19 protein-coding genes are annotated in these 19399 nt (G+C 39.4%); 16 read left to right on the top strand and 3 right to left on the bottom strand.

The window, feature by feature from the left end:
• Positions 1-3 precede the first annotated feature (3 nt).
• Entirely contained in the window at positions 4-2571 is a 2568-nt protein-coding gene (locus tag AOC35_RS05595; protein WP_108646157.1) for a [protein-PII] uridylyltransferase, read from the bottom strand.
• A 14-nt stretch (positions 2572-2585) separates the two neighbouring features.
• Positions 2586-3407: a type I methionyl aminopeptidase gene (map, locus tag AOC35_RS05590; protein WP_108646156.1), complete on the bottom strand. Its 822-nt coding sequence runs from the start codon at positions 3405-3407 to the stop codon at positions 2586-2588.
• A gap of 166 nt (positions 3408-3573) precedes the next feature.
• Between map and rpsB the strand changes: the two genes are divergently transcribed.
• The 16 genes from rpsB to AOC35_RS05510 all read left to right on the top strand — a co-directional run bounded on the left by rpsB (position 3574) and on the right by AOC35_RS05510 (position 18514).
• Complete coding sequence (gene rpsB / locus AOC35_RS05585; RefSeq protein ID WP_108646155.1) at positions 3574-4317, top strand: 30S ribosomal protein S2; 744 nt, start codon at positions 3574-3576, stop codon at positions 4315-4317.
• Positions 4317-5204 carry a translation elongation factor Ts gene (gene tsf / locus AOC35_RS05580; protein WP_108646154.1) on the top strand — a complete coding sequence of 296 codons (888 nt, stop codon included), beginning with the start codon at positions 4317-4319 and terminating at the stop codon, positions 5202-5204. Before rpsB ends, tsf begins: the two co-directional genes overlap by 1 nt.
• 101 nt (positions 5205-5305) lie before the next feature.
• Positions 5306-6016, top strand: coding sequence for a UMP kinase (pyrH, locus tag AOC35_RS05575; protein WP_108646153.1), 711 nt, complete (start codon positions 5306-5308; stop codon positions 6014-6016).
• Between the two features lie 14 nt (positions 6017-6030).
• Complete coding sequence (frr, locus tag AOC35_RS05570) at positions 6031-6591, top strand: ribosome recycling factor (protein WP_108646152.1); 561 nt, start codon at positions 6031-6033, stop codon at positions 6589-6591.
• 24 nt (positions 6592-6615) lie between these two features.
• Positions 6616-7392 carry a polyprenyl diphosphate synthase gene (uppS, locus tag AOC35_RS05565; RefSeq protein ID WP_108646151.1) on the top strand — a complete coding sequence of 259 codons (777 nt, stop codon included), beginning with the start codon at positions 6616-6618 and terminating at the stop codon, positions 7390-7392.
• Positions 7385-8221 carry a phosphatidate cytidylyltransferase gene (locus AOC35_RS05560; RefSeq protein ID WP_108646150.1) on the top strand — a complete coding sequence of 279 codons (837 nt, stop codon included), beginning with the start codon at positions 7385-7387 and terminating at the stop codon, positions 8219-8221. The genes uppS and AOC35_RS05560 overlap by 8 nt, the downstream gene beginning before the upstream one ends.
• Positions 8218-9399: a 1-deoxy-D-xylulose-5-phosphate reductoisomerase gene (gene ispC / locus AOC35_RS05555; RefSeq protein ID WP_108646149.1), complete on the top strand. Its 1182-nt coding sequence runs from the start codon at positions 8218-8220 to the stop codon at positions 9397-9399. Before AOC35_RS05560 ends, ispC begins: the two co-directional genes overlap by 4 nt.
• 2 nt (positions 9400-9401) lie before the next feature.
• A complete protein-coding gene (locus AOC35_RS05550; protein WP_108646148.1) occupies positions 9402-10517 on the top strand; it encodes a M50 family metallopeptidase in 1116 nt (371 codons plus the stop codon).
• 137 nt (positions 10518-10654) lie between these two features.
• Complete coding sequence (gene bamA / locus AOC35_RS05545) at positions 10655-12979, top strand: outer membrane protein assembly factor BamA (protein WP_108648731.1); 2325 nt, start codon at positions 10655-10657, stop codon at positions 12977-12979.
• 17 nt (positions 12980-12996) lie between these two features.
• Positions 12997-13515 carry an OmpH/Skp family outer membrane protein gene (locus AOC35_RS05540; protein WP_108646147.1) on the top strand — a complete coding sequence of 173 codons (519 nt, stop codon included), beginning with the start codon at positions 12997-12999 and terminating at the stop codon, positions 13513-13515.
• 30 nt (positions 13516-13545) lie between these two features.
• On the top strand, positions 13546-14598 hold the full coding sequence (gene lpxD / locus AOC35_RS05535) for a UDP-3-O-(3-hydroxymyristoyl)glucosamine N-acyltransferase (RefSeq protein WP_108646146.1): 1053 nt from the start codon (positions 13546-13548) through the stop codon (positions 14596-14598).
• Between the two features lie 7 nt (positions 14599-14605).
• Complete coding sequence (fabZ, locus tag AOC35_RS05530) at positions 14606-15055, top strand: 3-hydroxyacyl-ACP dehydratase FabZ (protein ID WP_108646145.1); 450 nt, start codon at positions 14606-14608, stop codon at positions 15053-15055.
• Position 15056: 1 nt separating this feature from the next.
• The gene (gene lpxA, locus AOC35_RS05525; RefSeq protein WP_108646144.1) at positions 15057-15866 is read left to right on the top strand and encodes an acyl-ACP--UDP-N-acetylglucosamine O-acyltransferase; all 810 of its coding nucleotides are present in this window, start codon (positions 15057-15059) and stop codon (positions 15864-15866) included.
• A 3-nt stretch (positions 15867-15869) separates the two neighbouring features.
• Positions 15870-17063, top strand: coding sequence for a lipid-A-disaccharide synthase (gene lpxB, locus AOC35_RS05520; protein ID WP_108646143.1), 1194 nt, complete (start codon positions 15870-15872; stop codon positions 17061-17063).
• A 9-nt stretch (positions 17064-17072) separates the two neighbouring features.
• A complete protein-coding gene (gene rnhB / locus AOC35_RS05515; RefSeq protein ID WP_108646142.1) occupies positions 17073-17660 on the top strand; it encodes a ribonuclease HII in 588 nt (195 codons plus the stop codon).
• Entirely contained in the window at positions 17657-18514 is an 858-nt protein-coding gene (locus tag AOC35_RS05510; RefSeq protein ID WP_108646141.1) for a TrmH family RNA methyltransferase, read from the top strand. The genes rnhB and AOC35_RS05510 overlap by 4 nt, the downstream gene beginning before the upstream one ends.
• 24 nt (positions 18515-18538) lie before the next feature.
• Here the strand turns inward: AOC35_RS05510 and ppsR are convergent, their stop codons facing one another.
• Positions 18539-19354, bottom strand: a complete 816-nt coding sequence (gene ppsR / locus AOC35_RS05505) for a posphoenolpyruvate synthetase regulatory kinase/phosphorylase PpsR (protein ID WP_108646140.1) — start codon at positions 19352-19354, stop codon at positions 18539-18541.
• Positions 19355-19399 lie beyond the last annotated feature (45 nt).

The raw sequence follows: 19399 nt of genomic DNA, 5'->3' as shown, positions 1-19399 counted from the left end.
ATTTCAAACACCAAGTACTTCAAACAACTCAGTTTCTAATTGAATTTGTAACTTAGGATTGAGCTTTAATCTTTCGCCATCAAGTAATAAGGTGTCTTCTACTCGTTCCCCAAGCGTATTGATGCGAGCTGATTTAAGGGAAATTTGGTGTTTGGCCAGTACCTTTGAAATGCCATAAAGTAATCCGACACGATCACTAGCCGACAATGACAGAATAAATGAGTCACCTCTTTCATCCGGGACTAAACTAACTAGCGGTTGAACAGGGAAAGTTCTTGATTGTCTTGAAATTCTTCCTTTTAAGGCCTCGGGTAAAGCCAAGTTTCTAGTAATGATTTCTGTTAGATCATGTTCAATCATTTGAATTAAATCTCTATATGCAGCAATTTCAGAGCCATCAAGATAACTTATTTGAAAGGTATCTAAAGCATAGTGATGTTTAGTCGTTTGAATATTGGCATCTAAGATATTAAATTTACTCTTGTCAAAATAGGAACAAATTCTAGCGAACAAATCAACTTGATCGGGGGTGTAGACAAAGACTTGTAGGCCTTCTCCAATTGGAGAAATTCGAGCACAGACAATCGATTTGTTTGAGTTGACTTGATTAAAGAGATGTCTTGTGACCCAAGCTATATCATCTGGATCGTGCTTTAAGAAAAATCCGATATCTATTTGCTGCCAAAATTCAACATGAGAATCGCTTCTTAAACCATGTAATCTTAAAATTTCTTGGGCTTTTTGCTGACACTGTTCTAGTTGAGAGTGAGTATCGTACTTTGCCCCACCTAAAAATTTAAGCGTGATTCTATAAAGATCTTCTAGTAATTTAGCTTTCCACGCATTCCAAACTTTGGGACTTGTCCCTCGAATATCAGCGACAGTCAGTAAATAAAGTGCGGTAAGGTGTTTTTCATCTTTTACCTTATTCGCAAAAGCCTGGACAACTTCAGGGTCACTAATATCTTGTTTTTGGGCAATTTGACTCATCGATAAATGTTCAGCAACTAAAAAAGAGACTAGCTCTGTCTCTTCAGGAGTTAATTGATGCTGTTTAGCAAAAATACGAACATCTTTTTTGCCTAAATCTGAATGATCTCCCCCTCGACCCTTAGCAATATCATGAAAGAGTGCTCCGAGAACTAATAACCAGGGCTTGTCAAAATTCGCGGCTAACTGAGAGCAAAAAGGGAACTCATGAGCTAGTTCAGGCACAAAGAATCGGCGTACATTTTTAAGTACGGTCAATATATGTTGATCGACAGTGTAAACATGGAATAAATCATGCTGCATTTGACCAACAATTTTTCGAAATGGTGGCAGATATCGACCTAGTACACTCGTTTGATTCATTAATTGCAGAGTACGTGTGATACCTCTTGGCTGCTTAATGATTTCAATAAATTGAGCTCTATTTTGAGGATCTTCTCGCCATTTTTTATCCATTAACTCCCTTGAGTTATATAAAGATCTTAGGGCTTGGCTGGAAAATCCGTCCAGTGATGAATGTTGGGAGAATGTAAAAAATGCCAAAAAAATAGACTCTGGATGACGCTCAAAAAACAATGGGTCAATAATATCTAATTGATTATTTTTTTCTACAAAATGCTCTGAAATGGGCAAGGAATGCGAAGCTTCTCTGGGGAAAATTAACGCCTTGATATTTTGAATGAGAATTTCATTCAATTGATTTACTGCTTTCGCTGCCCAGTAGTATCTGCGCATGATTTGTTCACTAGCTCTTTTGGCTGAGGTGGTTTCAAGACCAAAGCATGCCGCCAAAGGAGTTTGTGCTTCAAATATTAATTGGTCCTGGCGACGATTCGAAATGAGATGTAAATGCGCTCTGATGGTTTGTAAGAGTTTATAGTTCTTATTTAATTCCCTAGTCTCCCGAGGGGTTAATATGCCTCTAATACTCAAGTCATTGATTGTTGAACCAAAGCCAGCAGCACGGGTCATCCATAAGATTGCTTGAATATCTCTTAATCCACCGGGACTTTCTTTGCAATTGGGCTCCAAAGAGTAGGGGGTGTTTTGGTATTTTTGATGCCGTTGACGTAACTCTAAAAGCTTTTCCAAAAAAAATGACTTCGGGTCCATCTCAGCGTCATACCTAGCTGTAAAAGATTGGTAAAGTTTACGGTTGCCACAGAGAAATCTAGACTCTAAAAGTGCGGTTCGGATCGTAATATCTTTGTTCGATTCTTCGATACACTCATCTACAGTTCGTACTGAAGACCCAATTTCTAATCCATAATCCCAACAAAGAGTAATGAACTTTTCAAACTTATCCTTATACAGGTTGAATTCGGGTTGATCGATACCAAAATTGAGTAGAACTAAAATATCAACATCTGAATAAGGAAATAATTCATCTCTTCCAAAGCCTCCTACAGCAACCAAACAGGGAGACACTGGCATTGGAAAGTCAGAGAGTCCAGCTTCAACCCAAGCTTCTTCTAAAATATTTTGGGCGGCACGGCTGAGTTGTTTTGTCAGAAGGTTTACCTTCCCATTAGAACTAAACTCTTTAAAGATAAAACTCTTTAGGGTTGCAAACTTGTTCATGACGGTAAGCCCTTTTAGCCTAGGTTGATTTTGTTCTTCACAATCTCTGGAGGCAAAGGAGAACCCTCAGACTTGGTTAAGACTTCAACACCTGTTGCTGTAACCAAGACTGTATGCTCCCACTGAGCGGACAAACTTCGATCTTTCGTCTTCACTGTCCACATATCAGGCATCGTCCGAATATCTCTTCGGCCTGCATTAATCATGGGCTCAATCGTAAATGTCATCCCTTCAACTAGTTCTTCTCCTTGACCGGGACGACCATAGTGAAGAATTTGTGGGTCTTGGTGAAAAACTTTACCAATACCGTGTCCACAATACTCTCTAACAATCGAATAACCTGCTTTTTCAGCATGGTTTTGAATAGCGTATCCAATATCACCTAAGCGAGCTCCAGGTTTTACAACAGCAATACCTAACCACATGCATTCATAAGTTACTTGGCAAAGACGCTTGGATAATATGGATGGTTCACCAATTAAAAACATCCGACTCGTATCACCATAAAATCCTGCCTCGGTAATGACGGTAATATCTAAATTGACAATATCCCCAGATTTTAGGACTCGATCACTAGGAATGCCGTGACAAATGACATCATTTACTGAAGTACAAATCGACTTCGGAAAAGGCGGGTAACCAGGAGGTTGGTAATTGAGTGGTGCTGGAATCGTTTTTTGCACATCCCGCATGTATTCATGGCACAAGCGGTCTATTGACTCGGTGCTAATGCCAATTTGTAGATGTGGAGTAATGAAATCAAGAACTTCACTCGCTAAGCGTCCAGCTTCTCGCATGCCGTCGAGATCTTTTGTGTTGGTAAACAAGGGTTTCATTATCTAGTAATTATCTCAAAAATATCTTATAATATTGAAACTTTGATTAACGGTCTAATAGTTTATTAATTATTCCATATCAAAGAATCGCGAGCCAAACCATCCGGGGTGACGTTATTTAGCGTAATCAGGATTTGGCTTTAGTTTAAACCCTTAGGAGAAAAAAATGTCAGTATCCATGCGCGAAATGATCGAGGCTGGTTGCCACTTTGGCCATCAAACCCGTTTCTGGTCCCCAAAAATGGCCCCATATATTTATGGCCATCGCAACAAAATCCATATTATCAATTTAGAAAAGACGCTACCTTTATTCCAAGATGCTCTGAAGTTTGCTAAATCTATTTCAGCAAATCGCGGAACAATTCTTTTTGTTGGTACAAAGCGTCAATCAAAAGAAATTATTGCTGAAGAAGCTACTCGTGCTGGCATGCCTTACGTTGATGCTCGCTGGTTAGGCGGTACTTTAACGAACTTTAAAACAGTTAAAGGCTCAATTAAGCGTTTAAAAGAAATGACTGCTGCGCGTGAAGCCGGTGATTGGGAACGTCTATCTAAAAAAGAAGCACTAATGAATGAGCGTGATGTTGAAAAATTAGCTAAATCATTAGGTGGTATTCAAGATATGGCTGGTATTCCAGACGCTATTTTCGTGGTCGACATCGGTTACCACAAGATTGCTTTAACTGAAGCTAAAAAGCTTGGTATTCCTGTCATAGCAGTAGTGGATACTAATCATTCACCTGAAGGAGTTGATTACATTATTCCTGGAAACGATGACTCAAGTAAAGCTGTTGCTTTATATGTTCGTGAAATGGCTGATGTAATTCTTGAAGGGAAGGCAAGCGCTGTAACACAAGTGCTTAATTCTATTAAAGAAAATGAAGTAGAGACCGAAGAAGGGAAGGAATAATGGCGGCAATTACAGCAGCGATGGTGGGCGAGTTAAGAGCAAAAACTGACGCACCAATGATGGAATGCAAAAAAGCTTTAACTGAAGCAGAAGGTGATTTAGTTAGAGCGGAAGAGATTTTAAGAGTTAAATTAGGCAGTAAAGCTAGTAAGGCAGCTTCTAGAGTTACCGCTGAGGGAGTTATTGCCTCATTTATTGACGGTAATTCTGGTGTTTTAATTGAAATTAATTGCGAAACAGATTTCGTTTCTAAAAATGATGATTTCTTGAAATTCACTAAGGACTGTGCAGAATTAGTTGTCAAGAACAGTATTGCGAACGATGATATTGCCACTTTATCTGCATTAACCATTGATGGTAAAACAATTGAAGAAATTCGTGCCGAATTAATTGGTCGTATTGGCGAGAACATTTCAATTCGTCGTTTTAAGAGAATTACTGGTGAAAACCAATTAGTTTCTTACATTCACGGTACCCGTATCGGTGTTCTAGTAGAGTTCAAAGGTAATGAAGTTGCGGCTAAAGATGTTGCGATGCATATTGCAGCAATGAAGCCAGTAGCACTTTCAACTGCTGATGTTCCTGCTGATAAGATCGCAACGGAAAGAAGTGTTGCTGAGCTAAAGGCTGCTGAATCAGGCAAACCTGCTGAGATCGTAGCGAAGATGGTTGAAGGTTCTGTTCAGAAGTTCTTAAAAGAAGTATCCCTTTTAAATCAAACTTTTGTAAAGAATGACAAACAAACTGTTGAGCAAATGTTGAAAGCAAATGACACAGCAGTGCAATCTTTTACGATGTATATTGTTGGTGAAGGAATTGAGAAGCGTCAGGATGATTTTGCTGCAGAAGTTGCAGCGCAAGTTGCGGCGGCTAAAAACGCATCTTAAATTGTTGCTTATAGTAGGTTAAAAATAGGCGCTTTTTATAGCGCCTATTTTTTAGGGATTTATAATAATGGATATCTGTATCGTTAAAGAAAAGGGAGTTTATGCCAGCTTATCAAAGTGTCTTATTAAAACTATCTGGTGAAGCCTTAATGGGCGAAGACTCTTACGGGATTAATCCCTCAACGATTGAAGCGATGGTTTCAGAAATTGCTGAAGTCGTCAAATCAGGTATCAAATTAGCGATTGTGATTGGCGGGGGAAATATTTTCCGTGGAGTAGTAGGTGGTGCGGCTGGAATGGATCGCGCAACAGCTGACTATATGGGAATGTTAGCGACAATGATGAATTCTTTAGCTTTACAAGATTCACTTCGTCAAAAGGGGGTAGAAGCAAGGGTACAATCCGCATTAAGAATGGATCAAGTTCTTGAACCTTATATTCGTCCCAAAGCGATTCGTTACTTGAATGAAGGTAAAGTAGTTATATTTGCAGCAGGTACAGGAAATCCATTTTTTACTACCGACACTGCCGCGGCCCTACGAGGAGCTGAAATGAATGTTGATATTGTGCTTAAAGCAACAAAAGTGGATGGCATTTATTCAAGTGATCCTAAAAAAGATCCAAATGCGACGCGTTACGATACGATTTCGTTTGATGAGGCCATAGTGAAAAATTTACAAGTGATGGACGCTACTGCTTTTGCCTTATGCCGCGATCGTGAATTACCAATTAAAGTATTTTCAATTTTAAAACCAGGCGCATTAATGCGAGTGGTCAATGGGGAGCCCGAGGGTACCCTAGTACATGTCTAATGAAGGAGTAGTCAATGTCATCAAGTGAAATTATCTCAAATGCAGACCAAAAAATGATCAAATCGATCGACTCCTTTAAGGGGTCTTTGGCGAAGATTCGTACTGGAAGAGCTCATACTGGAATTCTCGAACATATCCAAATCGACTATTATGGCAATCCAACGCCTATTTCTCAAGTTGCAGCATTAGGTCTAGCTGATGCGCGTACGATTACAGTAACTCCTTGGGAAAAACCAATGTTACAAGTCGTTGAAAAAGCAATCCGAGATTCAGACTTAGGGCTAAACCCTGCCACTCAAGGTAATGTGATTCGCGTTCCCATGCCAGCTCTCACTGAAGAGAGACGAAAAGATTTGGCTAAACTAGTCAAGTCAGAAGGGGAAGATGCCAAAATTGCAATACGTAATTTGCGTCGTGAAGCAAATGAATCCTTAAAGAAATTAACGAAAGATAAATTGATTTCAGAAGATGAAGAGCGACGTAGCCAAGATGATGTTCAAAAAAGAACTGACAAATTTGTGGCTGAAGTTGATAAACTAGTTCAAGATAAAGAAAAAGAAATTATGACTGTTTAGAGTTTTTCTCAAATAGTCCAAATTATGACGACAACCATTCAGAGTTCTACGCTCGCAGTCCCTCCGCCAAAAGCGATTCCGTCGCATGTTGCCATCATTATGGATGGTAATGGGCGTTGGGCGAATCAACGTTTTTTACCAAGAGTTGCTGGGCACTCAAAAGGTGTTGATACTGTCAAGACAATCGTCCAAGAATGCGCTTCCTACGGTATCAAGTATTTAACTTTATTTGCTTTTAGTACCGAAAATTGGCGCCGACCTTCACACGAAGTAACTTTTCTAATGAGATTGTTTTTTAAGGTCTTAAAGCTTCAAGTTTCTCTGATTCACAAAAATAACGTGAAGCTGGTCATTGTAGGGGATTTATCGGCCTTTCCAGAACCAATTCGTAAAAATGCAGCCCAAGCTCAACAGTTAACTGAAAATAATACCGGTCTTGTTTTGACCATTGCCGCTAATTATGGTGGTCGCTGGGATATTTTGAATGCGATGCGTCTAGCCTATGAAAATAACCCAGATATTCTTCCAGAAAACATGACAGAAGAATGGTTAAGTCCTTATTTGTCGATGTCATATGCCCCAGAGCCAGATTTGTTCATTCGGACTGGTGGTGAGCAGCGTGTCAGTAATTTCTTAATTTGGCAGTTAGCTTATACCGAAATGTATTACACACCAATATTTTGGCCTGACTTTGATCAACAAGCCTTTGCAGATGCTTTAACCTGGTATCGCTTCCGTGAGAGAAGATTTGGGCAAACGGGCCATCAACTATTGGAAAGTCAAATTGTAAAAAATGCTTAAAGCAAGAGTTTTGACTGCCCTTGTACTTTTGATTCTATTTGCTCCAATCTTTCTCTTATTACCAGCGTTGGATTTGTATCTCTCTTTTATCGTTATTTTATCGATTGCGGCTTGGGAGTGGGGGAGGTTTCTATGGCCCGCTAAGAAATCGATGCCCATTGCCTATGCATTTCTTATTTTTGTTTGTTTAGTTTTTTTACTTGGCCAACATCAAGGTTTATTCCAATCCTCTGTTCTTTTCTCGAAGGGGGAACTTTTTCAATATCCAATCTATCTCGCTGCATTTGTTTGGATATTTACCGTGCCCTTTTTTTTAAAAATGAGTTTGAGCGTTGCGTTGACAAAATGGGTTACCTTTTTATCTATTCTAGGTTTTATTATTTTTATTGGTGCATTTTGTGCAGCAATGGTTCTCCGAGATGAAGGCCGTTGGTTGTTTCTAGGCGTAATCGGGATTGTTTGGTGTGCTGATATAGGCGCCTATTTTGTAGGCAGAAAATTTGGTAGAAATAAATTAGCCTCGAATATTAGTCCAGGTAAATCATGGGAAGGATTAGTAGGCGGTGTCCTGATTGCTTGCCTATTTGTACTGCTAATCGTTTTACTTGTAAAAGATCCTAGATTTTCTCTTTTTAGCGTAATTCTTGTAACTATGTTCTTGGCATTAATGAGCGTAATGGGGGATTTGTTTGAATCCTTAATAAAAAGAATTGCCAAGGTAAAAGACAGTAGTAACTTGTTACCAGGTCATGGAGGGGTACTAGATCGAATAGATGCCATCTTACCTGTTTTGCCAATTGCGGCACTCTTATTGAAGGTGAGTTTATGAGGCATCTTTGTATCTTAGGATCAACGGGATCGATTGGTGAAAACACTTTGGATGTTGTTCGTCAACATCCTGATCAGTTTTGTATTGCATCATTATCTGCCAATACCCAAATAGAAAAATTAGCAGTTCAATGTATCGAGTTTAAACCCTCGATTGCTGTGGTTAGTACTCTCGATTTAGCAAACCAGTTAAGGAACTTAATCGGTTCGACAAAAACCACGGTACTGCACGGACCAGATGGACTCCTAGAAGCAGTAAGACTATCTCAGGTAGATACAGTAATGGCCGCAATCGTAGGGGCTGCTGGTTTGTTACCCACCCTAGAAGCAGCCAAATTGGGTAAAAGAATATTACTGGCTAACAAAGAAGCCTTAGTCATGTCGGGCGAGTTAATGATTAATCTAGTTCGAAAAACTGGGGCAGAGTTATTGCCTATTGATAGCGAACATAATGCAATCTTTCAATGTTTACCCCAAAAAGAAATTGGTCAAGACTCAACGCAACAGCATCTTGCTGTAAAAGAATTATTACTGACTGCCTCTGGCGGGCCTTTCTTGCACCGAGACTTGAGTAGTTTTCAGGATATTTCACCTGCGGAGGCTTGCAAACATCCGAACTGGGCGATGGGGCGAAAAATTTCCGTTGACTCTGCGACGATGATGAATAAAGGATTAGAGTTAATTGAAGCGATGTGGTTGTTTGATACGCCACCGGAAAAAATTAGAGTAGTGATACATCCGCAAAGTATTATCCATTCAATGGTTCGCTACATTGATGGTTCAATTATTGCCCAAATGGGCGCACCTGATATGCGTACACCAATTGCTTATGGGCTAGGGTGGCCGAATAGAATATCTTCTGGAGTGCGGGAGTTGGATTTTGAAATGCTCTCGAACTTAACTTTTCATGCATTGGATGATCAAAGATTCCCACTCTTGAAACTTGCAAGATTCGTAGCAGGACAAGGTGGCACTGCACCTACGATCATGAATGCCGCTAATGAAATTGCCGTGGCTGCTTTTTTAAACTTGCAAATCAAGTTTACCCAAATTAATGAAGTAGTTGATTCTGTCTTAAATACACTCGAGATTAGTAATGTTGAAAATCTTGAAACAATTTTAGAGGCAGATAAAATGGTCAGAGACTTTACTTCCAACTATATCCAAAGAACTTATTAACTATGTCACTATTGGCTTTCCTGATTGCCATTTTTATTTTGGTGGGATTTCACGAATTTGGTCACTATATTACTGCCAAATGGTGCGGTATTGCTGTTGAACGTTTTTCAATTGGTTTTGGTCCAGTGCTATGGCGCAAAAAACCCAAGAATATCTACGATACAGAATTTGTTTTATCCGCAATTCCCCTTGGTGGTTATGTCAAAATGCTCGACAATCGAAACGGTGAGATATTAACTGATGATCAAAAGCTTCGTGCTTTTAACCATCAAGTGCTTTGGAAGCGCTCTCTTGTCGTGATTGCTGGACCTATGGCTAATTTTATTCTTGCTTGGTTGTTATTGACAGCCTTGTTTCTGAGTTCTCCGATTCAGTTAAGGCCCATATTAAGTGAGCCTAGCGTCAATTCTATCGCTGCTGAATTAGGTATTGTTGAAGGGGATGAGGTCAGGGGGTTTGCTGAACTGGATTCAACAACAGAACAGATCATTCAAACCGACTCGATAAAAAGTTGGAACCGATTACGTTGGAAGCTGTTAAGAACAGTATTCGAAAAAAAAGGTTTCGTATTAGAGTTAGATCATGAGGGTAAAGGTTTATATCGTGTGCAATTCTCGGCTGAACAAATACAGAAAATTAATTTTCAAGGTGATTTATTCGGTCAATTAGGTTTAATTCCTTCGAAAACTGATATGGATTTGCTTTTTAAATTAGAAGTTGATGTTCCAACGGCGCTTTTACTCTCATCCGAGCGAGTCTATGATATTTCATACGTTTCTTTGATGAGTATTAAGGCATTAATTTCTGGTGATGCTTCGATTCGTCAAATCACTGGTCCAATCGGCATCGCTGGAATGGCGGGTAAGTCCGCTCAATCCGGAGTTATTGCGTATTTTGGTTTTTTATCCCTCATCAGCATTAGCCTTGGACTGATGAATTTACTGCCTTTACCAATGTTGGATGGTGGACAATTACTTTTTGATGCTTGGGAATTTGTGACAGGCAGTCCTGTTTCTGAGCAGTTTAGAGCCTTCGCTATTAAACTTGGCTTATTCGGCATCATTTCAGTCACCTGTATCGCCTTTTATAATGATTTCTTAAAATTTTTTAATGGATAATTAGCTTAGTTTTTTTATATCAACCCATTAACCTTATACAATATTGAATTAACCAAATGATTCCTAATGAATTGAAGAGCTCCCCGTTGAATACCAAAATTAACTTAAAAAATATCGTTGTGCTTTGGGCATGTTTTATGTGCTCTTTATTCTCTATTTCATCTGCTATTGCAGCTGAACCTTTTGTTGTTAAAGATATTCGAGTTGAAGGCCTGCAAAGGGTTGAGGCAGGAACCATTTTTAGTTATTTACCAGTTAAGGTCGGTGAAACATTTAATGATTCAAAAGGTTCTGATGCCATTAGAAGCTTGTTCAATACTGGTTTTTTTAAAGATGTTCAAATTAGAAACGACAATAGTGTCTTAGTTGTGATTGTTGAAGAGAGACCAACCATCTCGAAGATTGACTTCACTGGCATGAAAGAGTTTGATAAAGAGGCGATCTTAAAAGCATTACGTGCTATTGGCCTTGCTGAAGCGCGCTATTATGATAAGTCCATGGTGGATCGTGCTGAGCAGGAAATCAAACGCCAATACGTCAGTAAAGGTTTTTACGATTCTGAAATCGTGACAACTGTGACTCCTGGTGAACGTAATCAAGTTTCAGTTTTTATGAATATTGAAGAGGGTTTAGTATCTAAGATTGCTCAAATCAATATTATCGGTAATAAAGTTTTTCCTGAAAGTCGTTTAAGAGAAGAAATGTTGTTGTCGGTAGGGAATTGGGTTTCCTGGTATACCAAGAATAACCTTTACTCTAAGCAAAAATTGACTGCTGATTTGGAAACCTTAAGGTCCTTTTATCTAAACCAAGGTTATCTTGAGTTTAATATTGAATCAACTCAGGTATCAATTTCTCCAGATAAAAAAGGTGTTTTCCTAACGATTAAAATTTTTGAAGGCGAACAATACACCGTTAAAAATATCAAATTGGGTGGAGAAATGTACGGTAAAGAGGATGAGTTAATCAAACTAATTCCTCTTAAAGCAGGTGATATTTATTCTGCAACCAAATTAAATATGGGTACGAAAGCAATTGCTGATGTTTTAGGTAGCTACGGATATGCCTTTGCTTTGATTAATCCTCAGCCAGACCTCAGAAAAGAAGATAAGACGGTCGATTTGTTATTAGTTGTTGATCCAGGCAAACGTGCTTACGTTCGCAATATTAACGTTGTCGGTAACTCAAAAACTAGAGATACTGTGATCCGTCGTGAAATGAGACAATTTGAAAGTTCTTGGTACGATGGTGAAAAAATTAAACTATCTAAGGACCGTATCAATCGTCTAGGGTACTTTACCGAGGTAGATGTAGCAACGCAAGAGATTCCTGGTTTGAATGACCAAGTCGATTTGAATGTGAAAGTTGCGGAAAAGCCAACGGGTTCTTTCACGCTAGGAGCTGGTTTCTCATCCATGGAGGGGGTGGTTTTGAGTGCTGGTATCAATCAAGAAAATGCTTTTGGTACAGGGACAAGTGTTGGTTTTAACGTAAATACCGGTTCAATTAATCGAACTTTAGTGGTCTCTCAATTTGACCCCTATTTTACGGAGGATGGCATTAGTAGATATACGGATGTGTACTACAGAACCTCAAGACCACTTTATTATTTAGGTGATTCTGACTATACGATCGTAACTGCTGGTACCACGACTCGCCTAGGTATTCCATACTCTGAAACCGGTAGAATTTTCGTCGGTTTAGGCGTTGAAAATCTGAGTTTGAATACCACAGCTAATTCGCCAATTCAGTATCAAAAATATGCAGCTCAATTATCAGGTTTTGATCCTTCATTAGTAGACGGTACGGCTAATGACCCAAATTTAGGGATTTATTCAGCAAGCTCTTGGAACGTGCCATTATCTTTAGGTTGGTCGAAAGATCGCAGAGACAGTGCCTTAATTCCAACTAACGGCCTTTATCAACAAACGAGTTTTGAAGTAGGCTTGCCTGTTGCTGATTTGAGATATTACCGCGCTTTTTACCAAGCGCAATATTTCTATCCTATTACTAAGACCAATGTGCTTTCTTTCAACGGTATCTTTGGTTATGGAGCTTCTTATGGAGTTAATCCTTTCCCAATCACCAAGAACTACTACGTTGGCGGTATTGGATCAGTAAGGGGTTATACTCCCGGATCTCTAGGACCACAAACATACAATCAGACTCTCGGAATCTATCAGCCAATCGGCGGTCCATCCAAAATGATTGGTAATTTTGAATACACATTCCCAGTTCCTGGATCAGGAACTGATAAAACACTCAGATTTTTTGGGTTTTTTGATGCCGGAAACGTTTATGAGGGGCTTCCAAACTTCAGTGGGTTAAGATATTCCTACGGATTAGGGATTGCATGGATTTCACCTCTAGGTCCTTTGAAGTTTAGTTACGCATTCCCGTTGAATACGACTGATCAAGACCATATTCAAAACTTCCAATTCCAAATCGGTACAACCTTTTAATTTTCAAGGAAATTTTCATGAACCAGCTTAAAATTCAAACCTTATTTCGTTTATTAGGATTTTCTCTCTTAATTCTTTTACCTTCCTTTGGTAATGCTCAAGAAACGTCCGCTAAGATTGCATTTGTTAGTCTTGAGCGGATTTTAAACGAATCAAAAATTGCAAAAGAAGCTCAAAGCAAAATGCAAACTGAGTTTGGCCAACGTGAGAAAGAAGTACGTGATGGTATTGCAAAAATCAAAACGGAAGCTGCTCAGCTAGATAAAGACGCAGCCATTTTGCCCGAGGCAGATCGAATTCGTAAACAACGTGAGCTAGCGGATCATGACCGTGAACTTCAGCGTAAACAAAGGGAATTGATCGAGGATTCACAACGTCGTGGTGCTGAGGAAAGAGCGAAGATTTTTGAAAAAGCTAACCAAGTTTTGAAGACAATTGTTGAACAGAAGAAATTAGATTTAGTTGTTCAAGATGCTGCTTATGTAAATCCAAGAATTGATATTACTAATGATGTCTTGGCTGCATTGAATAAGTAATCACTTTATCTTTGCAAGCCATTTAAAAGTATGTCGCGTTCATTAAATCTTGCCCATCTTTCTAGTCAGTTTGATTTTGTTTTACATGGGCAAGGAGATTTCTCTATCAAAGGGTTAGCCCCTTTATCGTCTGCAAATGAAACGCAGCTTTCTTTTTTAGTTAATCCTATTTATCGTTCTCAAGCTGTTACGAGTTCGGCTGGAGCACTCATATTAAATGAGGCAGATTATCAATTTGTTACCTCACAGTCCAACAAAAATCGTCAATATTTAGTTGCCAAGAATCCCTATGCTCTTTTTGCAAGGATTGCTCAAGAATTTGAGCTTTTAGGTAAACAGGATGAGCCTGGATCAATTCATCCGACTGCAGTAGTTGAAGCCGGGGCAATTGTTTCCTCCAGCGCTATCATTGGTCCTTTTTGTACCATTAAATCCGGTGCTGAAATTGGCGATTGTGTTAAGTTGGAAGGCCATGTTCATATTGGGAAAAATGTAAAAGTTGGCTCTCATACCAAAATTTTCCCAATGACCGTCATTTATGACGAGTGCCAAATAGGTCAACGTTGTATTTTGCACGGTGGAGTTGTAATTGGCTCAGATGGGTTTGGGTTTGCTCCTGACTTTACTGCAAAGGGTGGAGAATGGGTGAAAATTCCCCAAACCGGCAAAGTCATAGTCGGGAATGATGTAGAAATGGGAGCCTCAACTACGGTTGATCGTGGTGCAATGGCTGATACGGTGATTGGAGATGGTTGTAAGTTTGATAATCAAGTTCAGATTGGTCACAATGTCAAGATGGGTAGTCATTGCGTGATGGCGGGTTGTTCGGGTGTGGCCGGAAGTACTGAGTTAGGTAATCTTTGTATTATTGGTGGGTATTCGAATTTTTCAGGTCATCTGCAGATTGCAGACCGAACCACTGTTTCAGGTGGAACCTCTATTACAAAATCCATTACCACACCTGGACTTCATTTCACGGGAGTGTTTCCCTATACACAGCATGCACAATGGGAAAAAAATGCAGCTATATTACGTGGTTTAGATAAGTTGCGTCAACAAGTAAGACAGTTAATAAAAGGGTAAACAAATCATGACAGATAACCTGAATATGAACATTAATCGTATTCTCAAACTTTTACCCCATCGCTATCCCATTCTTCTGGTTGATAGAGTAATTGAGCTTGAGCCAAGCAAACGAATTAAGGCCTTGAAAAATGTTTCAGTGAATGAGCCCTATTTTCAAGGGCACTTTCCAGAGTTTCCAGTGATGCCAGGGGTACTCATTTTAGAGTCTCTAGCCCAAGCCTCTGCTCTCCTAGCATTTTCTCAAGAGCAAAAGAAAGATACGGTTTATTATTTTGCAGGGATTGATAATGCCAGATTTAAAAAGCCTGTTACACCCGGCGATCAACTCATATTAAATGCTGAAGTCCTTCGGAACAAAGCTGGTATTTGGAAATTTAATGCCTTTGCTACCGTTGATAATGAGATAGTTGCCCAAGCAGACTTACTCTGTGCTGTTCGTCAAAAAGGTGAGTGAAATGTCACTAATTCATCCTACCGCAATTATTGACCCCTCTGCAATAGTTGATTCCTCAGTACAAATTGGCCCTTACGCAATTATTGGCGCTAAAGTTAAAATCGGCGCTCGAACACAAATTGGCTCTCACACTGTTATTGAGGGTAAGACAACGATTGGTGAAGATAATAAGATTAGCCATTTTGCAGCAATCGGTGGTGTTCCTCAAGATATGAAATATCAAGGCGAAGATACTGAGTTAATTATTGGCGATCGAAATACGATTCGTGAATTTACAACTATTCATACTGGTACTACCCAAGACCTCGGTAAAACAGTTATTGGCAATGATAATTGGATCATGGCCTATGTTCACATTGCTCACGATTGCCAGGTCGGAAATCACACTATCTTTTCCAGTAACGCCCAAATTGCAGGTCATGTAATTGTTGAGGATTGGGCTATTTTGGGCGGTATGTCAGGCGTACATCAATTTGTTCGTATTGGCCAACATTCCATGTTAGGTGGTGCATCTGCTCTAGTTCAAGATATTCCCCCCTTTGTGATTGCTGCAGGCGATAAAGCTGCTCCTCATGGACTCAATGCTGAAGGTCTTAAAAGACGTGGGTTTTCTCCTGAAACTATTACTGCCTTAAGACAGGCTTATAAACTTTTGTACAAAGATGGTTTAACTTTTGAAGATGCAAAAATGGCTATTCAAGAGATGATTACAACTGATCCGCAAGTTGAATCGATTTCTCCGGAAACAAAAGAAAAACTCCAAGAATTTTTAAATTTTATTACTGCCTCAAAGCGCGGCATTATCCGGTAACTTATGTCCAAACAAATTATCACCTGCGTAGCAGGGGAACCATCTGGCGATTTGCTTGGTGCAGAATTAGTCTCAGGTTTACAGTCAAATCCTTATACAGCCCAATTTCAATTAAACGGAATTGGTGGTGCTCATATGGCTTCGGTTGGGTTTGAATCAAACTGGGATATGTCTACTTTGAGTGTCCGGGGTTATGTTGAAGCTTTAAAACAACTCCCCGCCATTCTAAAAATTCGTAGTGAACTCATTCGTAACATGCGAGCAAATCCGCCGAGTGTCTATGTTGGCATTGATGCGCCTGACTTTAATTTGTTTGTTGAGAAAAAGTGTAAAGAGTGGAAAATTCCTACCGTTCACTATATTGGTCCTTCCATTTGGGCTTGGCGTAGTAATCGCCTCAATAAGATTAAAAAAGCAGTAGATCACATGCTTTGTATTTTCCCTTTTGAACCTGGAATTTATCATCAAGCAGGGATGAAAGCCACTTATGTCGGACATCCTTTAGCTCATAAAATTCCATTAAAACCAGACCCTGATAGTGCAAGAAAGTTTTTATTCCAAAATAATTCCTTACAATTTGGCGAAATTGCTCAAGATGAAACAATTATTGCTGTTTTGCCAGGAAGCCGTGAGTCAGAAATTGAATATATTGGTAAGGGTTTTTTTGAGGCGATTGGTCACATGTACCAAATGCACCAAGGATCTATCCGTTTTTTAGTGCCAGTGGCAACACCCCCGTTGATGGATATGTTGGTTCATTTGAAAAATGATTTATTGATTACTTATCCCAACGCCAAAATTGAGTTAGTGAATGGTCAATCTAGTAAGATTTTAGAAGCGGCTGATTCTGTCCTGATCGCAAGTGGTACTGCAACCTTAGAGGCGGCTTTATGGAAAAAGCCGATGGTCATTTCTTACACAGTACCATGGTTGACAGCCCAAATTATGAAACGCCAAGGATACTTACCTTATATTGGTTTGCCAAATATTTTGTGTCAAAATTTTGTGGTTCCAGAGTTATTGCAAGATCAAGCTGACCCAAAAGTGATGGCTAAAGCAACTCTTGAATGGCTTGATCGTCCTGCACAAGTAGCACAATTAGTGGATATTTTCGAAGAGTTGCACCATATTCTGATGAAACCCAGTGGTGAAATCTCCGCTCAAGTGATTGAAGATACCATTAAGAATTCTAAGTAAAAGTTCGTTATGGAAATTATCTGTGGCATTGATGAAGTAGGTAGAGGTCCACTTGTCGGTAATGTTGTTGCTGCTGCAGTCATACTGCCTATAAACTATGATTTGCCGGGGTTAAATGACTCCAAAAAACTGACAAGTAAACAGCGCGAAGAACTTAATTTACAAATCAAAAGTACGGCTTTGGCATGGGGTATCGGTCAAGCCAGTCCAGCAGAAATTGATCAGATTAACATTTTATACGCCTCTTTATTGGCAATGACTCGGGCTTTTCATGAAATGCTAAATAACTTTAGTGTTGAACCTAATATGGTTTTGATAGACGGCAATCGTTGTCCCGAATTAAGTTATCCCACTCAGGCAATCATTAAAGGTGACAGTAAAATTCCGCAAATATCTGCCGCTTCTATTATTGCGAAAGTGTATCGTGATCAACAAATGATGGAATTACATGAGAAATATCCAGAGTATGGTTTTCATCATCATATGGGCTATCCGACGAAGCAACATCTTGAGAAAATCAAGAATTATGGGGTTACACCTGAATACAGAAAAACCTTTAAACCCGTGAAAGCAATCTTGCTTGGGAGTAATCAATGAGTTATGACTTATATTCTTTTTTTAAAGAAATTCAATCCAAATCCAATGACTCAGTCAAAGAACTCATCATTCATCAAGAGGGTGGTTCTAAAGCAAATAAATTAAGAAAAGAAAGTGGGCTAGCATTAATTGAAGGTATTCATCTATTAGATAGTTGGATGAAATCGAATCAACTAAATCAAATTGAAGCCATCTTTACTACTGCCAAGGGTTTAGAGCAGCCAGAAATCAGCGCACTATTGGTTCGAGTCATTGATTATTTTCAAGATGCAGGATTAAGGTTCCCAGAACTTGTAATGTTAGATGAGAGCCTGCAAAAATTGGTTAGCTTCATGCCCGAAGCGCCACTTTTGCAATGCCTAATTAAGATTCCAACGACGGTCACGATTGATTACGGCGCAGATCTTGTCATACTCGATGCGATTCAAGATGCTGGTAATGTTGGAACTATTTTAAGGACTTGTGCTGCAGCTGGCTTTGAGCAAGTCATTTGTATCAAAGGTACCGCTGCAGTTTGGTCGAATAAGGTTCTAAGAGCTGGGATGGGTGCTCAGGCCTCCCTGAAGATGATTGAAGGGATAACGCCATACCAATTATTATCTGATCTTGAAATCCCTTTGTTGTGTTCACAGCTGGATGAGGCGAAGAGTCTTTACGAGATTGCTGATAAGTTAGAAAAACCAGTAGCCTGGGTATTTGGCAATGAGGGCCAGGGTATTTGCTCGGAACTACGCCAAGATGGCTTGGGAGTCAAAATTCCGCAAGTAGAAACGGTTGAATCTCTTAACGTTTCTGCTGCAGCAGCGATTGCTTTGTTTGAGACCAGAAGAGTTCGCTTAAAGTCCCTTCATTAATTTAATTGGTTTTGATCGAGAGTTTTATTTATCTAATTTGATGTCTTGCAAGATGGTCGTGGCAATTTCCTCAATCGACTTATGCGTCGACGATAACCATGAAATATTTTCTCTTTTCATCATGGCTTCTGCTTCATTCACTTCATAGCGACAATTATCTAAACTAGCGTATTTGCTACCTGGACGTCTTTCATTGCGAATTTCTGATAATCGGTTTGCCTGAATGGTTAGTCCAAATAATTTACTTTGGTATTTTTTAAGCTCTGAAGGGAGTACTCCACGTTCAAAATCATCAGGAATCAAGGGATAATTTGCGGACTTAACACCGTATTGCATCGCAAGATACAAGCAGGTAGGTGTCTTGCCACTTCTTGATACTCCAACCAGGATGACATCTGCCATTTCTAAATTTTTATGAGATTGCCCATCATCATGGGCTAAGGAAAAGTTAATCGCCTCAATCCGGTTCCGGTAACTTTCCGTATCAATATTTTGGTGAAACTGGCCTATTGCATGGGTCGACTTTTCATTAAATTCAACTTCTAATGGGGCGACGAAGGTATGAAACATATCCATCACCATGGCATTAGCTTGATTAATCACAGAATTAATTTCTTCGTTTACTAAAGTAGTAAAAACAATGGGTTTGACACCTGTTGTTTGAGCTATTTGATTGATTTCTGATAAAGCGTGATGTGCTTTATCCAGAGTATTGATAAAAGGTAAGCGAATTTGTTTAAATCTAATTTCAAACTGGGCGAGGATAGAGTGGCTAAATGTTTCGGCCGTGATTCCTGTTCCGTCTGAAATGATAAATACTGTGCGAACTTGAGGATTCATGAGATGTTTGGCTGATAGAATGAATAGATTATATATCGTGCAGAT

The sequence above is a fragment of the Polynucleobacter rarus genome (genome assembly GCF_003072505.1).
GTDB lineage: Bacteria > Pseudomonadota > Gammaproteobacteria > Burkholderiales > Burkholderiaceae > Polynucleobacter > Polynucleobacter rarus.
Note: the sequence above shows the minus strand (reverse complement) of the source record. Positions and strands in the feature narration are given on the sequence as shown.

Coding starts and splice junctions, on each gene's coding strand:
- AOC35_RS05595 (WP_108646157.1), bottom strand. CDS start 2,571: ATGAACAAGTTTGCAACCCTAAAGAGTTTTATCTTTAAAGAGTTTAGT.
- map (WP_108646156.1), bottom strand. CDS start 3,407: ATGAAACCCTTGTTTACCAACACAAAAGATCTCGACGGCATGCGAGAA.
- rpsB (WP_108646155.1), top strand. CDS start 3,574: ATGTCAGTATCCATGCGCGAAATGATCGAGGCTGGTTGCCACTTTGGC.
- tsf (WP_108646154.1), top strand. CDS start 4,317: ATGGCGGCAATTACAGCAGCGATGGTGGGCGAGTTAAGAGCAAAAACT.
- pyrH (WP_108646153.1), top strand. CDS start 5,306: ATGCCAGCTTATCAAAGTGTCTTATTAAAACTATCTGGTGAAGCCTTA.
- frr (WP_108646152.1), top strand. CDS start 6,031: ATGTCATCAAGTGAAATTATCTCAAATGCAGACCAAAAAATGATCAAA.
- uppS (WP_108646151.1), top strand. CDS start 6,616: ATGACGACAACCATTCAGAGTTCTACGCTCGCAGTCCCTCCGCCAAAA.
- AOC35_RS05560 (WP_108646150.1), top strand. CDS start 7,385: ATGCTTAAAGCAAGAGTTTTGACTGCCCTTGTACTTTTGATTCTATTT.
- ispC (WP_108646149.1), top strand. CDS start 8,218: ATGAGGCATCTTTGTATCTTAGGATCAACGGGATCGATTGGTGAAAAC.
- AOC35_RS05550 (WP_108646148.1), top strand. CDS start 9,402: ATGTCACTATTGGCTTTCCTGATTGCCATTTTTATTTTGGTGGGATTT.
- bamA (WP_108648731.1), top strand. CDS start 10,655: ATGTGCTCTTTATTCTCTATTTCATCTGCTATTGCAGCTGAACCTTTT.
- AOC35_RS05540 (WP_108646147.1), top strand. CDS start 12,997: ATGAACCAGCTTAAAATTCAAACCTTATTTCGTTTATTAGGATTTTCT.
- lpxD (WP_108646146.1), top strand. CDS start 13,546: ATGTCGCGTTCATTAAATCTTGCCCATCTTTCTAGTCAGTTTGATTTT.
- fabZ (WP_108646145.1), top strand. CDS start 14,606: ATGACAGATAACCTGAATATGAACATTAATCGTATTCTCAAACTTTTA.
- lpxA (WP_108646144.1), top strand. CDS start 15,057: ATGTCACTAATTCATCCTACCGCAATTATTGACCCCTCTGCAATAGTT.
- lpxB (WP_108646143.1), top strand. CDS start 15,870: ATGTCCAAACAAATTATCACCTGCGTAGCAGGGGAACCATCTGGCGAT.
- rnhB (WP_108646142.1), top strand. CDS start 17,073: ATGGAAATTATCTGTGGCATTGATGAAGTAGGTAGAGGTCCACTTGTC.
- AOC35_RS05510 (WP_108646141.1), top strand. CDS start 17,657: ATGAGTTATGACTTATATTCTTTTTTTAAAGAAATTCAATCCAAATCC.
- ppsR (WP_108646140.1), bottom strand. CDS start 19,354: ATGAATCCTCAAGTTCGCACAGTATTTATCATTTCAGACGGAACAGGA.